We start from the raw sequence: 13,790 nt of genomic DNA, 5'->3' as shown, positions 1-13,790 counted from the left end.
TACTGCCGATAGGGGCAGACCATTCAACTGAGGTGAAAGAGCATGGCGCTAGCAAAACGCATTATTCCCTGTTTAGACGTGGACAATGGCCGCGTAGTCAAGGGTGTCAAATTCGTTGAAATTCGCGATGCCGGTGATCCGGTCGAAATTGCCAAGCGCTATGACGAGCAGGGTGCCGATGAAATTACCTTTTTGGATATTACCGCGAGTCATGAAGATCGCGACACCATGGTGCATGTGGTAGAGGAAATCGCCAGCCAGGTATTTATCCCGCTGACCGTGGGTGGCGGCATTCGTGCACTGGAAGATATTCGGCGTATGCTCAATGCGGGCGCGGACAAGGTAACTATCAACACGGCAGCGGTGAACAACCCAGATTTGGTGCGAGAAGCTGCCGAGAAATTCGGCTCACAATGCATTGTTGTTGCGATAGATGCGAAAAAGGTCAGTCAAACAGGCGAGCCTAATCGCTGGGAAATTTTCACCCACGGTGGTCGCAAACAGACTGGGTTGGATGCCATCGAATGGGCGCGAAAAATGGTTAGTCTGGGGGCGGGTGAAATATTGTTGACTAGCATGGATCGCGATGGCACCAAAATTGGTTTCGACCTGGAATTGACCCGAGCCATTAGCGAGGCCGTAACAGTGCCGGTAATTGCATCCGGAGGCGTTGGCAATCTTGAGCACTTAGCTGATGGTGTGTTGCAGGGTAAGGCGGATGCGGTGCTGGCGGCGAGTATTTTCCACTTTGGCGAATACAGTGTGCAGGAAGCTAAGGACTTTATGGCGACAAGAGGCATCGAAGTAAGAGATCTTTATTAAACCAGGAAAAATTCGTTATGGCATACCCAAAGTTTTATGAGCAAGTGCGCACTATCAAAGTCTACGACCCATTGGCAGAATTTCTTGGTGCGGCGGATGCGGGAGTGATTGAGTATTCCTATGTGGATGTGGTAAAAACCGCTGGGCACTCTTGTCCAACGGTTGCCTCAGCCTACCTGATGACAGCAAAAGCATTAGATACGCTTTACCCCAAAGGGGGAGCAGAGCGCGGCGCGGTTAAAGTGGAGTTCCAGCAGGATAAGCTGGCTGGGGTTTGCGGTGTGATCGCCAATGTTGTCAGTCTCATCACCGGGGCGACTCACGATACAGGATTTAAAGGTATCGGTGGGCGCTTCGATCGACGCAATCTGTTGTTTTTCAATGCGGATATCGAAGGTGAAATTCGCTTTGAACGACTGGATACGAAAGCGGCGGTAGTTGTTTCCTCGCGCTTGGAAAGCGTTCCCGCTGCGCCACGAATGCGCGATTTGTTAGGCAAGTGCGTCGGTGGTCAAGCCAGTAAAGAGGAGGCTCGTGAGTTTGGTGAACTTTGGCAAGAGCGAGTACGTAAGATTTTGCTCGAACACTGTGACGATCTGGATAAAATTATCGTCAAGGCTGAATGAGCTTCCTTAAAGCGCCTCGGCGTATTGATGTGGGCCCAAGTGATTTTGCGGATTTAACTGTTTTCCTGCCTTGATAAACTCGAAATGCAAATGATAGCCAGTAGCATTGCCACTGTCACCCACTGCGCCAATCACCTCGCCCTGGCGAACCTGTTGACCAAGATGAACATGGTTGCCTTGGTTGTGGGCATACAGAGTTTTTATCTGGTTCGGATGTTCTAGGATGATAACCTTGCCATATCCCTTTTGCTTGCCGACAAAAGTAACTACGCCATCCGCTGCCGCGTAAATTTCGGTGCCGGGAGCAGCGCGTAAATCGATACCTTTATGACGATTATTGCGAGCCCCGAATGTGGAACTGATATCCCGTTGGGCAATTGGCCAGATGAATTGCTGTGGGCTGGCTGGGTACTGCGGGGCTGTTTCGAAAGTGGCACCAACAATAATCAAGCGCATGCCTACTGCTAACTGATTGGGATTGGATATATTGTTGCGGCGCTGCAGCGTTGTTTGTTCGGTAGCAAAACGCCGCGCGATGGAAAATAAAGTATCTCCCTTTTCAACGATATAACTGAACTCCTGCGCATGGTTGTTGGATGGTTTAGTGCTAACAGGCTGTTGTGGAGTGACCGAACAGCCTGTGACCAGCAGTGTGCAGAATACGAGCAGCAGTAGCGTTGAGTTCGATTTGGTCGGCATCTCTATCGGCTATCCGTCTAGTGCAAAGTCTCTGCTAAGTCTTAGGTAATACATAGAGCTCAACCCGACGGTTTTTGGCGCGGCCAGCGGGACTCTCATTATCGGCGATGGGTTGTGATTTACCCATTCCCTGTGCATAGAGGCGCTGGCGTGCAATGCCTTGGCTCGCTAGGTAATCGGAGACGCTTTGGGCGCGCTTTTCAGACAGTTCCTGATTATGCGCAGCCGTGCCTGTGCTATCTGTATGCCCTGTTATTTTAAGGGTAGTATCGTAATATTTTGTCAGTACCGTACTGACAGAATTCAGTACCGGGTAAAAGCTGCTTTTGACATGGTAGTTGTCTGTTTCAAAAGTGATATTGCCGGGCATAATCAAACGGATATTGTTGCCTTCACGGGAAATGCCAACCCCAGTGCCTTCGAGTTCTTCTCGTAATTTAGCCTCTTGCACATCCATATAGGCGCCGACGCCAGCGCCAATAGCGCCGCAACCTAAAGCCGCATTGCGAGCGCGCTTACTGGATTCCGCGGCACCGATAAGTCCACACAGTACCGCAGCGCCGCCGCCGTATACTGCCGCCTTGCTGGCTTGACGCTGACCAGTGTAAGGATTAGTGGTGCAAGCCGCTGTGATAAGCGCAAGAGCGATGATAAAGCAGGCTTTATATATTTTCATTACTTAAAGCTCCTTGAAATAATATTGGTAAAACGCCCAATAAAGCATAGCAGAAATTACTCAGGGCGACGGGTAATTGAGATTAATTTAGCAGCCAGATAGGACAGTCGTTGGTGAAATAAGTTTGCGGACTAGACTCAATTGTCTGGCTAGGAGGCTCTCATTTTGGAGTCTCGTCTTCTGTTTCGAGTTTGTTGATGAGTTCGTCAAGTAATTCATAAAGCAGCTCTAGCTTACCGTAACCAAAGCGTTCAGTGATGTATTGATAGCGCTCTTCAGAAATCGGCGCGATCAGTTCAAATAGTTTTTTGCCCTGCGGGGTAATCACGATGGCTGAACTGCGCTGGTCTCCGGGAACGGCTTCACGCTTGATCAGCTGACGCTTTTCCAGGTTTTGAATAATCCGGGATATGCTCGGCATCAGTAAGTGACACTTTTCTGCTAATTCAGTGATCTCGAGTTTGTCAGATTCCACCAGTATGCGAATGACGCGCCATTGCTGCGCTGATAAATTATGCTCCTTCAACGAGGGAGAAAATTTACGCATTACCGCTTCGCGCGCTTTGAGCAGCGACATCGGTAGCGAGCGGTGAAATTTACGCAAATTCATCGAATTCAAGATTGATCCTCGTCAGTAATACCGTTGCTGAGCGTGCCGATGCCGGGTACTTCAACCTCGACAACATCTCCCGGAGCGAGGTATTTGGGTGGATCAAAGCGAGCGCCAGCGCCGTTAGGGGTTCCGGTCGAAATGATATCACCTGGTTTGAGAACAAAGAATGTTGAGAGGTAACTAATTAGGTAAGCAAAGGGGAACATCAGGTTGGCGGTGGTATCGTGCTGACGTACCTCGCCATTGACGCGGGTAGTAACCCAGAGGTTTTCGTAGCTGGAAAACTCATCGGCGGAAACCATCCAAGGGCCAAGCGAGCCGGAGTGGACAAAATTCTTACCTTGGGTGACATTGAATTTTGCATGGCGTACCCAGTCTCTGATGGTGCCTTCATTCATGATGGTTAAACCAGCGATATGGCTGAGCGCATCCTTTTCCGCAATACGATGGCCTGTTTTGCCTATCACAATGACGATTTCCCCTTCATAGTCGAGCTGCGGAGATTCTGGCGGACGAATCAAGGGTTGTTGGTGTCCTGTCAAAGAGTCAGGGGTGCGCATAAAGACGCTGGGGTAATCCGGGTCATCTGAGTTGTCGCGATACTCAGCGTTGCGGTTGGCATAGTTGACGCCGATACAGATAATTTTTTCGGGATTGGCTATGGTGGGCAGATAACTGACATCTGCCAGCGCAATATCGCCATTAGATGAGGCTACCAAATCCATGGCTTTTTCCATGTCGCCACGGCTAATGAGTTGACGCAAGTCGCCACCCAGGCGCTGCCCTAGGTCGACAATGGCGCCACCGTTGATGACGCCGTAAGATGCTTTTCCCTGATGGCTATAAGTAATGAACTTCATGTTAAATAAGCCCTGTGTTTTGCAAGACGATATCGAGCCTGCGTTCTAGCTCCGGAGTTGCCGGTGACATGGGTAAACGGTGTTCGTTGGCGCTAATCAGCCCCATGCGTTTCATCATATATTTCATCGGGATGGGATTGGTTTCGTAAAAGATTGACTGATTAATGGTCAATAATTGCTGGTGCAGTTCGCGCCCTTTGTTGAGGTCATTTGCCCACACCGCCTCGCACATTTCGCTGAGAGGTTTTGGACAAAGATTGCCGACCGCATTCATCAAGCCACAGGCGCCAACCGCCATCATGGGGAAGCTGAGCTCTTCGAGGCCGACAAAAATTTTAAAGTCCGACCCCAACTCAGTTAAACATTCCGACACCATGCCAAGGTCATTATAGGCCTGCTTCATGCCGATAAAATTAGGGCATGAATTCCTCAGTTGCTTGAGTGATTCAACGGCCATGACCACGCCGGTGCGGCCGGGGATATGGTAAATCATCCAGGGTGTCTTAATGTCCTTCGTCACTTCTTTGTAATAATCAACCAAGCCGCGCTGTGGCGGTTTGATGTAATAAGGGGTGACGATCAATAGCGCGTCGACACCGGCCTTGGCGGCGTATTCGGTCAGTATTTTGCTTTCCCATAAAGACTGTGACCCGGTGGCGGCGACAATGGGCACGCGGCCGTTCACGGTTTTTACGGCAACGTCCACCAGCTGATTGCGCTCGTCGGTGGTTAGCGTGGATGGCTCGGCCGTGGTGCCATTCACCAATATGCCGTGTGTGCCGTTTTTAATCTGGTACTCAATCAAGTTGGCGTAAGTCACGTAGTCGACTTCGCCGTTCTTGAAGGGGGTAATGACTGGAGGGATGGAGCCTCTGATGTCTGCTGTGGTGAATGCCATTAATCTGGTCTCCTTGAAAAAGCTAAGCCTATATAAAATTAACACGTTAAATAAAATGAATAGTATTTAAAATTTTGTTTGATTGCAAGCCGACTAGTGTTGTAATCAGGAAAGCCCAATAAAAACCAATAAAATATTGGTTTTTATTAGTGCTTATATAATTGCCGCACTTGGTGAATAAAAAATAATTTGTACTAATATATTTAACATGTTATGTTTATTTCTATCCTGGTGAGTCTCTGGCTGATATTCAGCACGCACATCCGTAAAGCTTTAAACGTCGAGGTGGATGAAACTCATAGTGCTTTAAGTTTTACCAATCAGAGTGCTTTAAGTTTTACCAAAAATAGTATTTCTAATTTTATGCAAACCGATTAATAGAGAGAGTCAAGTATGTCGATATTTGCAGATAACCTAGAGCGAGCAAACGCTTATCTGGAGCGATTTAAAAGTAACCTGACGGGCCACTATATCAACGGTGAAATGACTCAGGGTACTGGTAACGCTGAGTTCGAAAACTATACACCTGTGGATAACACTGCCCTCGGCAAGGTGGTTGAGGGCACGCAGGAGGACGTTAATCAGGCTTGTGAGGCGGCGCAAAATGCGTTTGCCGATTGGCGTGCGATCAGTGGTAAAGAGCGTAAACAACTACTCAATCACTTTGCCGATAAAATTGTCGAACGCGCTGATGAAATAGCTTTAGTGGAAAGCATGGATTGTGGGCAGCCGCTGCGGTTCATGAAGGCCGCGGCAGTGCGGGGAGCTGATAATTTCCGCTTTTTTGCAGATAAAGCGCCCGAAGCGCGCAATGGACAATCTTTGCATCAGGATGAGCACACCAACTATACGGTGCGCAATCCCATTGGTCCGGTGGCGGTGATTACACCCTGGAACACGCCGTTCATGTTGGCAACCTGGAAAATTGCCCCTGCCTTAGCCTCTGGCTGTACAATAGTGCACAAGCCGGCTGAATTTAGCCCCCTTTCGGCCATGTTGCTGGCCGAGATCAGCCATGAAGCAGGGCTGCCAGCGGGGGTTTGGAATACGGTGAATGGTTTTGGTGAAGTGGTGGGTAAAGGTCTCACTGAGCATCCGGCGATCAAGGCAGTGGCCTTTGTTGGTGAAACGGTGACTGGCAGCCATATTATGGCGCAGGGCGCGCCAACCCTGAAGCGAGTGCATTTTGAGTTAGGCGGTAAAAACCCCGTGTTGGTGTTTGATGACGCTGATTTTGACCGGGCGTTGGATGCGGTGGTATTCATGATTTATAGCCTTAACGGGCAACGCTGTACTTCCAGCAGTCGGTTGTTGATTCAAAGCGGTATTCGCGATCGCTTTATTGCGGCTTTGGAGCAGCGGGTAAAAAATCTCAAGGTGGGCCATCCGCTGGACCCCGCTACTGAAGTCGGGCCCTTGATCCACCGTTCGCACTACGAGAAAGTGCTGAGTTATATGGATGCCGCCAAAGCGGATGGCGCGACGATTGCTGTTGGCGGTAGTGCTCGTGCTGATTTGGGTGCTGGTAACTACGTTGCACCAACACTGTTCACCGGAGCGAACAACCAGATGAAAATCGCGCGCGAAGAAATATTCGGGCCGGTGCTGACCGCGATCAGCTTCGATACAGAAGAACAAGCGGTTCAGATTGCGAACGACACTCCCTACGGTTTAAGCGGTTATATCTGGACGAATGATTCTGGTCGTGCGATTCGTATGGCGGAGCAACTGGACGCTGGTATGGTATGGGTGAACTCGGAGAATAATCGTAATTTACCATCTCCATTCGGGGGCGTTAAGAGCAGCGGTATTGGCCGCGATGGTGGTGATTACAGCTTCGAGTTTTATATGGAAACCAAGAACGTCTGTATTGCCCACGGCACCCATAAAGTACCTGTATTGGGCCGCTAATAAATAATAGTTGATCGGCGTTCGGGAAGGAGAAAACAATGGGTGAAATAGCACTTGCAGCAAAAATTACACATGTCCCCTCAATGTACCTTTCAGAACTGCCGGGGCCGCATCAGGGTTGTCGCGAACAGGCCATCGAAGGACATCGTGAGCTGAGTCGTCGTGCCCGGGCAAGAGGTGTCGACACGATTTTGGTGTTTGATGTGCACTGGTTAGTGAACAGTGGTTATCACATCAACTGCAATAAGCGCTTTGCGGGCATTTACACCAGTAATGAATTGCCGCACTTTATTCAGGACATGTCCTATAGCTACGAAGGCAACCCAGAGCTTGGTCGCCTGATTGCTGAGCATGCCAACCAGCGGGGTGTGGAAACCCGCGCTCATGAAATCGATTCGTTGGAGTTGGAATACGGCACCCTAGTGCCCTGCCGCTATATGAATGAAGACGGCTATTTCAAGGTGGTTTCTATCGCGGGTTGGTGTGCCTGGCATACGCAGGCCGAATCGCGTGTATTTGGCGAGGCGGTACGCTCAGCAATCGAGGCTAGTGACAGCAAAGTGATGGTACTAGCCAGTGGGTCTTTATCGCACCGTTTCCATGACAATAAAGATGCGGCGGCAGGGATACATAAAATAAGTAGAGAATTTTATAAACAGGTGGATGTTCGTGTGCTTCAGCTATGGGAAAGCGGGCAGTGGGATATTTTTACCAAGATGCTGCCAGAGTACGCTGAGACCTGTCATGGTGAGGGCGGCATGCATGACACCGTCATGCTCTTAGGTATGCTGGGTTGGGATAAATATAAGGGTAAGGTGGAAGTGATCGGCAACTATTTTGCCAGCTCGGGGACGGGGCAGGTTAACGCTGAATTCCCGCTAGGAGAGTAGTATGCCGCATTTTATTCTGGAGTACTCTGCGAACCTGAACGACGAATTGCTGGATCTGGATAACCTCTTTGAAAAACTGCATCACTGTGCCAGTAGCAGTGGTATATTTCCGCTGGGAGGCATCCGCAGTCGAGCCGTTCGGTGTGAACAGTATCGTATTGCTGACGGTGACCCGAGTATGGCATTTGTGCATCTCACCGCTAAAATTGGTCATGGCCGTGAACCAGCGGTGCAAAAGACAGAGGCGGAGAAATTTTTTGCGATATTGACGCAACATCTACAGCCAATATTTGATCGACAGTATTTAGGGATTTCCTTCGAAATGACAGAGCTGCATCCGCTGCTCAACTTCAAAAAGAATAATATTCACCAGAAATTTAACAGGTAACTATTCGACGCTCTAGCTGTTCAGTGATGGTGCAATGAGACCGGTTTGTTGGTAAAGCCGCAATCACCAGGGCTTTGTCTGAATGGGTTTCTGTATTTCTGGTTTTTGCTTGCTTGAGCATTAATAGTCCTGAGGGCGAAACTAAAAAAATTCCCATGGCGTCCAGCTTTGGTATAACGTTTTCTAAATAACCCAATGTGCTGGGATAAGGGTGCCCTATGGCAACAGCGCTCCCTTGTTTTTTCGCCAGCTTGATGAGGCGCTTAAATTGCTTATCTATTGCTGCCGGCGTCGGATCGTGATCAAGAAAAACATCTCTTTCCAGGCTGGGTATATGCTGGCGCCGAGCGGTTGCGCCAGCAACAGATAGCGCTGTTGTGCGGCTATCAACAAAGTAAAGCGAACGATTCTTGAGGCTGGCCATCACCCATTTCATGCGTTGGGTATTTTGGGTCAGGCTGCTTCCCATGTGGTTGTTAATTCCCTGTAGGTGGGGAATGGCTTGGATTGCTTGTTCTAGTTGCTGGCGAAAGGTGGTTTGATCCTGCTTTGCCGTTAACACACCTGGGCCTGGTGAAAGTCCGCTGCCATTGTCCATGGGCATATGCAGCATCACTTCTTTATCACGGTTATGCGCTGCCTCAGCAAGCTTTTTGCTGTGTGGACTATAGGGTAGCACTGCGAAGGTTACCGGCCCTGGCAGAGCAACCGCGCGCATACCCTGATTCAGGTTATAACCTAGATCATCGATAATGATAGTGATTGCTGCTGGCTCGATCGAGTCGGCAGCGGACCACAACGGATAGCAAAAAACAATGAGCAACAGCCAGCGCAACCGAAAACGTCTCACTACCACCGCGCTATTTACGGGTACGATTAATAATATAAATTCCCTTCAATAAATTTAATGCTTCATGCAATTGAAAATCAGTTTCAGCCAAATCCATTTCATGGCCGTCTGCTTGAGCCGATTCGATTTTCTTGTTTTTGACCTTTTGATCATCAGTATGTTCGAGATGCCCTTTTAGGTCTGCCTCCTTAAAGCGCAACGACCCCGTGCCCAAGGCCGTTACTTTCGCATTTTCGATATTGATATCCGGTGTAATGCCTTCCGCCTGAATCGAGCGCCCGCTGGGGGTATAATAACGTGCGGTAGTGAGTTTAAGCGCGCGTTCATTATTCAGCGGTAACACAGTTTGAACCGATCCCTTGCCAAAGCTTTCGGTTCCCATTATGACTGCACGCTGGTGGTCTTGAAGCGCACCGGCTACGATTTCAGAGGCAGAGGCAGAGCCGCCATTAATCAATACGACTACTGGAACTTGCTGGCTAGGATCTTCTGGTGTGGCGCTATAGCGCAATTCGGAATTAGGTAAACGACCTTTGGTGTAAACAATCAAGCCATCGCTAAGAAAGGCATCGCTCACTTCCACCGCAGCATTCAGAACGCCACCAGGATTATTTCTCAGATCCAAAACTAAGCCCTTTAATGGGCTATTTGTTTTGCGCAATTTTTTAATCGCTTTAACCAAATCGTCGCCAGTAGTGACCTGGAACTGCGTGATTCTGATATAACCAAAGCCCGCTTCCAAGGATTTACTCTTAATACTGGCCACCTTGATGATGTCACGTGTGAGCGTAATAATCAGAGGCTTGGTTTCGCCTTCGCGGGCAATCGTTAACGTTATATCTGTGCCGGGATCGCCACGCATTAGGTTAACCGCATCTAGCAGACTCATACCTTTGACTGGGGCATCGTCAATTTTTAAAATTAAATCTTGTGATCGAATGCCAGCTTTAAGGGCTGGGGTGTCATCGATTGGAGAGACCACTTTGACGAAACCATCCTCCATTTCAACCTCAAGACCAAGACCACCGAATTCGCCTTTGGTATTTTCCTGGAGATCATCAAAGGCTTCCTTTTCCAGATAAACCGAATGGGGGTCGAGACCTTCGAGCATTCCCTTAATGGCGTTTTCTAGCAGCACGCTATCTTCAACCGGCTCAACGTAGGCTTTTTTGATGCGGTCAAAAATATCGGTAAAGGTGCGTAACTCTTCTAGCGGTAGCAGTGTCTCCTGTGCTTCAGATTCATCTGCCTCGAAATTACCCGGCGGTGCTTCGTCGGCCGACACTGGTAATGTCAGAGAGAGAATAACTATCCCAATACTGAGTATTTTTAAAGGGCAAGAGAATAACTGCATAGCATGCGACGCCTAAATGGAAAAAGAATTTGGCTTATATTACCCAAGCGGCATGATGGAGTCATTGTATTTATGATCGCGGTTGTCGCACCGTTACCAAAGTGCCGGTATCTAACAAATTAGCGGACGCAGAAGTGTTTGAAAATGCATAACGTTGCAAAAGAGTTGAGCCGGGCGGTTATTTCTTGGTTAGTATCCAGTGTTGCGGGTTTTGTGGTTGGCCGTTGTGGCGAATTTCAAAGTAAAGTCCAGCATTTTTGCGGCCGCCGCTATCGCCGACGCTGGCAATGACTTGATTGGAGGCAACCCAATCTCCGGTTTCTTTGTAGAGCGTTTGGTTATGTCCGTAAAGACTCATATAGCCATTGCCATGATCAATTATTATCAATAGGCCAAAGCCGCGCAGCCAGTCGGCAAAAACCACTCTGCCGGAGTGAACGGCGGTAACTTCAGCGCCTTCGGAAGCGGCAATCAGGACACCGTTCCAGCTGGCGCTGGAGGCGGAGTCTTTACTGCCAAAGCGCCGGACAATATTACCGTGAGCTGGCCAGGGTAGACGACCTTTAAGCTGAGTGATAGGCGCCGAAGAAACTGGTATCTTTAGCTCGGCTAAGGTCTTTTTAACGGCTTCCAAGAGTTCCTCTAGACGTTTGCGATCAGCCAAAAGCTTTGCTAGCTCCTGGTCCTTATTTTGAATGTTTCCCTCTAGTTGAAGCAGCACCTGTTGGCGCTTTTGCTTGCTGGCGCTGAGTGCTGCGCGCTTCTCCTCCAGTTGTTGTTTTTCTTGCTGAAGAACTTGATTTTCCTGATCAATGTCGGCTTCGGTAGTTTGTAATTGGGTCAGGGTTTCTCGATAGGCTTCGATCTGCTCTGTGCGTGCGCGATTGAAATAACCGTAATAGGTTAAGGCACGTGCGACTTGGTCGGGTTGCTCCTGATTCAGTAATACCTTTAGGTATTCTTGCCGACCGATACTGTAAGCGGCACGTATTTGATGTGCGAGCCGTTGTTCTTGCTGATGTTGTGAGTTTAAAAGTTGGCGACGTGTGGCTTCGAGCTGTTTTAGCTTTGTTTGAGTCTGGTCGATCTTATTGGCGACGTGGCGGATTTTGGAGGCGGTTTCTCCAACCACAATTTCTGATTGCTTTAATTCCTTTTGCAGCTGGCTCTGCTGTCCCTTTGCACTATCGAGCCAGGTTCGTAATTCGCCAATACTTTTCTTGAGTGTCTGCAGCTGTTGCTCAGTCGCCTTTGCATCAACTGCTGCCAGAGTATGCTGAAAGCCGCCTAACGCCAGTAGGCAACAGGTCAGAATAAGCAAGCGAAATACTATTGTGATTCGGCCCATAGACGCCATTCGCTGACTATAAAAATCGAACCATTGATTCGCCCGTCATCTCTTCCGGCTGCTCTAAACCCATCAGGTAGAGTAACGTGGGAGCAATATCAGCTAAGCCGCCTTCCCGTTTTTCCATCATGCAGTCACGCTGAGAAACATAAACTAGTGGCACCAGTTCGCAGGTATGGGCGGTATGGGGTTGGCCTGATTCGGTATCATTCATCTGTTCGACGTTGCCGTGATCGGCAGTAATGATACATTCGCCTCCCACCTTGTTGAGCGCGGCAATGATGCGTCCAAGACAGCCGTCGACAGCTTCCACGGCTTTAACCGCCGCTGTAAAAATTCCAGTATGCCCCACCATATCGCCGTTTGCGAAATTACAAACGATCAGGTCATAACCGCCCAACTCTATAGCTTCTACTAATTTATCCGTCACTTCGGGTGCGCTCATTTCCGGTTTGAGATCGTAAGTCGCCACCTGCGGGGAAGGGATCAGAATGCGATCTTCGCCAACATATTCCTGTTCCTGGCCACCGCTAAAGAAAAAGGTGACATGCGCGTACTTTTCAGTCTCAGCGATACGCAGTTGACGTTTACCGAGTTTGGACAGATATTCCCCGATAGCGTTGTTAAGAGTGTCGGGCGGATAAGCACAGCTGGTTTCAATATTGGCAGCGTATTCGGTCAGCATGACGTAGTCGGATAAAACCGGTCTGACTTTGCGTTTGAAACCATCGAATTCATCATCGACAAAAGCGCGGGTGATTTCGCGAGCCCGATCGGAGCGAAAATTCATACAAATGATGGCATCGCCATTTTCTATTTTGATGGGTTGTTCATGCGCACCAACTACCAGTGTTGCTTTAACGAATTCATCATTTTCGTCGCGTGCATAGGCCTGCTCTAAAGCTGCGACCGCTGTACTGGCCTGATACTTTGCGTGTCCCTGCGTTAGCATGTCATAAGCCTGCTCGACCCGATCCCAGCGATTATCACGATCCATTGCATAGTATCGCCCAATAATCGAGACAATTCGTCCGCAACCAAGTTGATCCAGCTTGGCTTGCAGTTTTTCCAGGGAAGTTTTAGCACTACGTGGAGGTGTATCTCTGCCGTCCAGAAAAGCATGGATGTAAATATTGGTTGCTCCCCGTTGCGCGGCAAGATCCACCATGGCGTGAATGTGATCTTCGTGACTGTGGACGCCGCCCGGGGATAAGAGTCCATAAATGTGTACGGAACGTCCGCCTATAACGGCTTTATCAACCGCCGAACAGAGTGCAGGGTTGCAAAAAAAATCGCCATCAGTAATGGCTTTGGTGATACGGGTATAGTTTTGATAAACCACACGTCCTGCCCCCATCACCATATGTCCGACCTCGGAGTTTCCCATCTGATCAGCGGGTAGCCCAACATCCATGCCGGAAGCTGAGATTAGTGCGTGCGGCGAATTTTGCCAGAGTCTATCCCAGACCGGTGTGTTGGCCGCCTCGATAGCGTTGGCGTCGGAGGTATCGCTGTGACCCCATCCGTCGAGAATAATAAGGGCAATGGGTTTGGGTGCTGTTGTCATGCAGGCTATCAATCTCTTTATCTGATGGTTGAAAATACTTGATTGATGGAATAGATGCCGAATGAGTTAACTAGAGGGCTCTAATCCCGTCAGCGCTGATTCTAACCGGAACAGCCTGTGATGGCTATTCAGCTGAGCGGAGCAAGGTGCGCCAGAGCAAATATTTTGTTAGTAAAATAAAAGGTTAGAGGCCCTCATTAAATTAATGGGGGCTGTTTAGTCATGAGTGATTGCAGTGTATACTTTCGCATCGATTTTTTAACGGAGTCAGGCATTGGAGCAGGTATT

Annotated in this window: 14 protein-coding genes; 5 read left to right on the top strand and 9 right to left on the bottom strand. The window is 49.1% G+C overall.

What is annotated here, in order from left to right; translation table 11 throughout:
• Window positions 1-42 precede the first annotated feature (42 nt).
• Together hisF and H6995_13290 are read left to right on the top strand one after the other, a co-directional pair.
• Window positions 43-822 carry an imidazole glycerol phosphate synthase subunit HisF gene (gene hisF / locus H6995_13295; protein MCP5215974.1) on the top strand — a complete coding sequence of 260 codons (780 nt, stop codon included), beginning with the start codon at window positions 43-45 and terminating at the stop codon, window positions 820-822.
• Window positions 823-839: 17 nt separating this feature from the next.
• A complete protein-coding gene (locus H6995_13290; protein MCP5215973.1) occupies window positions 840-1,448 on the top strand; it encodes a hypothetical protein in 609 nt (202 codons plus the stop codon).
• Window positions 1,449-1,454: 6 nt separating this feature from the next.
• Here the strand turns inward: H6995_13290 and H6995_13285 are convergent, their stop codons facing one another.
• The 5 genes from H6995_13285 to H6995_13265 all read right to left on the bottom strand — a co-directional run bounded on the left by H6995_13285 (window position 1,455) and on the right by H6995_13265 (window position 5,194).
• The gene (locus H6995_13285; protein ID MCP5215972.1) at window positions 1,455-2,147 is read right to left on the bottom strand and encodes a peptidoglycan DD-metalloendopeptidase family protein; all 693 of its coding nucleotides are present in this window, start codon (window positions 2,145-2,147) and stop codon (window positions 1,455-1,457) included.
• A gap of 34 nt (window positions 2,148-2,181) precedes the next feature.
• A complete protein-coding gene (locus H6995_13280; GenBank protein MCP5215971.1) occupies window positions 2,182-2,823 on the bottom strand; it encodes an OmpA family protein in 642 nt (213 codons plus the stop codon).
• 160 nt (window positions 2,824-2,983) lie between these two features.
• Entirely contained in the window at window positions 2,984-3,433 is a 450-nt protein-coding gene (gene hpaR, locus H6995_13275; GenBank protein ID MCP5215970.1) for a homoprotocatechuate degradation operon regulator HpaR, read from the bottom strand.
• A gap of 5 nt (window positions 3,434-3,438) precedes the next feature.
• A complete protein-coding gene (locus H6995_13270; protein MCP5215969.1) occupies window positions 3,439-4,296 on the bottom strand; it encodes a fumarylacetoacetate hydrolase family protein in 858 nt (285 codons plus the stop codon).
• 1 nt (window position 4,297) lies between these two features.
• Window positions 4,298-5,194 (bottom strand): 4-hydroxy-tetrahydrodipicolinate synthase, encoded by an 897-nt coding sequence (locus tag H6995_13265; protein ID MCP5215968.1) that lies wholly within the window; start codon window positions 5,192-5,194, stop codon window positions 4,298-4,300.
• A gap of 393 nt (window positions 5,195-5,587) precedes the next feature.
• Here H6995_13265 and hpaE point away from each other — a divergent pair, with 393 nt between their 5' ends.
• From hpaE to H6995_13250, 3 genes are read left to right on the top strand one after another with little or no spacing between them, the layout of a single operon-like run.
• A complete protein-coding gene (gene hpaE / locus H6995_13260) occupies window positions 5,588-7,105 on the top strand; it encodes a 5-carboxymethyl-2-hydroxymuconate semialdehyde dehydrogenase (protein MCP5215967.1) in 1,518 nt (505 codons plus the stop codon).
• Window positions 7,106-7,143: 38 nt separating this feature from the next.
• Window positions 7,144-7,995, top strand: a complete 852-nt coding sequence (hpaD, locus tag H6995_13255) for a 3,4-dihydroxyphenylacetate 2,3-dioxygenase (protein MCP5215966.1) — start codon at window positions 7,144-7,146, stop codon at window positions 7,993-7,995.
• 1 nt (window position 7,996) lies between these two features.
• On the top strand, window positions 7,997-8,383 hold the full coding sequence (locus tag H6995_13250; GenBank protein MCP5215965.1) for a 5-carboxymethyl-2-hydroxymuconate Delta-isomerase: 387 nt from the start codon (window positions 7,997-7,999) through the stop codon (window positions 8,381-8,383).
• Here the strand turns inward: H6995_13250 and H6995_13245 are convergent.
• The 4 genes from H6995_13245 to H6995_13230 all read right to left on the bottom strand — a co-directional run bounded on the left by H6995_13245 (window position 8,373) and on the right by H6995_13230 (window position 13,502).
• Complete coding sequence (locus H6995_13245) at window positions 8,373-9,233, bottom strand: divergent polysaccharide deacetylase family protein (protein ID MCP5215964.1); 861 nt, start codon at window positions 9,231-9,233, stop codon at window positions 8,373-8,375. The two genes, H6995_13250 and H6995_13245, sit on opposite strands and share 11 nt — an antisense overlap.
• A 10-nt stretch (window positions 9,234-9,243) precedes the next feature.
• Entirely contained in the window at window positions 9,244-10,587 is a 1,344-nt protein-coding gene (locus H6995_13240; protein ID MCP5215963.1) for a S41 family peptidase, read from the bottom strand.
• A 178-nt stretch (window positions 10,588-10,765) separates the two neighbouring features.
• Window positions 10,766-11,935 (bottom strand): peptidoglycan DD-metalloendopeptidase family protein, encoded by a 1,170-nt coding sequence (locus H6995_13235; protein MCP5215962.1) that lies wholly within the window; start codon window positions 11,933-11,935, stop codon window positions 10,766-10,768.
• A gap of 16 nt (window positions 11,936-11,951) precedes the next feature.
• On the bottom strand, window positions 11,952-13,502 hold the full coding sequence (locus H6995_13230) for a 2,3-bisphosphoglycerate-independent phosphoglycerate mutase (GenBank protein MCP5215961.1): 1,551 nt from the start codon (window positions 13,500-13,502) through the stop codon (window positions 11,952-11,954).
• Between the last annotated feature and the right edge of the window lie 288 nt (window positions 13,503-13,790).

It is taken from the genome of Pseudomonadales bacterium, from assembly GCA_024234615.1.
GTDB lineage: Bacteria > Pseudomonadota > Gammaproteobacteria > Pseudomonadales > IMCC2047 > JAJFKB01.
Note: the sequence above shows the minus strand (reverse complement) of the source record. Positions and strands in the feature narration are given on the sequence as shown.

What these genes read in the sequence shown, in the direction of transcription:
- hisF (MCP5215974.1), top strand. Translation starts at nt 43, where the DNA reads ATGGCGCTAGCAAAACGCATTATTCCCTGTTTAGACGTGGACAATGGC.
- H6995_13290 (MCP5215973.1), top strand. Translation starts at nt 840, where the DNA reads ATGGCATACCCAAAGTTTTATGAGCAAGTGCGCACTATCAAAGTCTAC.
- H6995_13285 (MCP5215972.1), bottom strand. Translation starts at nt 2,147, where the DNA reads ATGCCGACCAAATCGAACTCAACGCTACTGCTGCTCGTATTCTGCACA.
- H6995_13280 (MCP5215971.1), bottom strand. Translation starts at nt 2,823, where the DNA reads ATGAAAATATATAAAGCCTGCTTTATCATCGCTCTTGCGCTTATCACA.
- hpaR (MCP5215970.1), bottom strand. Translation starts at nt 3,433, where the DNA reads ATGAATTTGCGTAAATTTCACCGCTCGCTACCGATGTCGCTGCTCAAA.
- H6995_13270 (MCP5215969.1), bottom strand. Translation starts at nt 4,296, where the DNA reads ATGAAGTTCATTACTTATAGCCATCAGGGAAAAGCATCTTACGGCGTC.
- H6995_13265 (MCP5215968.1), bottom strand. Translation starts at nt 5,194, where the DNA reads ATGGCATTCACCACAGCAGACATCAGAGGCTCCATCCCTCCAGTCATT.
- hpaE (MCP5215967.1), top strand. Translation starts at nt 5,588, where the DNA reads ATGTCGATATTTGCAGATAACCTAGAGCGAGCAAACGCTTATCTGGAG.
- hpaD (MCP5215966.1), top strand. Translation starts at nt 7,144, where the DNA reads ATGGGTGAAATAGCACTTGCAGCAAAAATTACACATGTCCCCTCAATG.
- H6995_13250 (MCP5215965.1), top strand. Translation starts at nt 7,997, where the DNA reads ATGCCGCATTTTATTCTGGAGTACTCTGCGAACCTGAACGACGAATTG.
- H6995_13240 (MCP5215963.1), bottom strand. Translation starts at nt 10,587, where the DNA reads ATGCAGTTATTCTCTTGCCCTTTAAAAATACTCAGTATTGGGATAGTT.
- H6995_13235 (MCP5215962.1), bottom strand. Translation starts at nt 11,935, where the DNA reads ATGGGCCGAATCACAATAGTATTTCGCTTGCTTATTCTGACCTGTTGC.
- H6995_13230 (MCP5215961.1), bottom strand. Translation starts at nt 13,502, where the DNA reads ATGACAACAGCACCCAAACCCATTGCCCTTATTATTCTCGACGGATGG.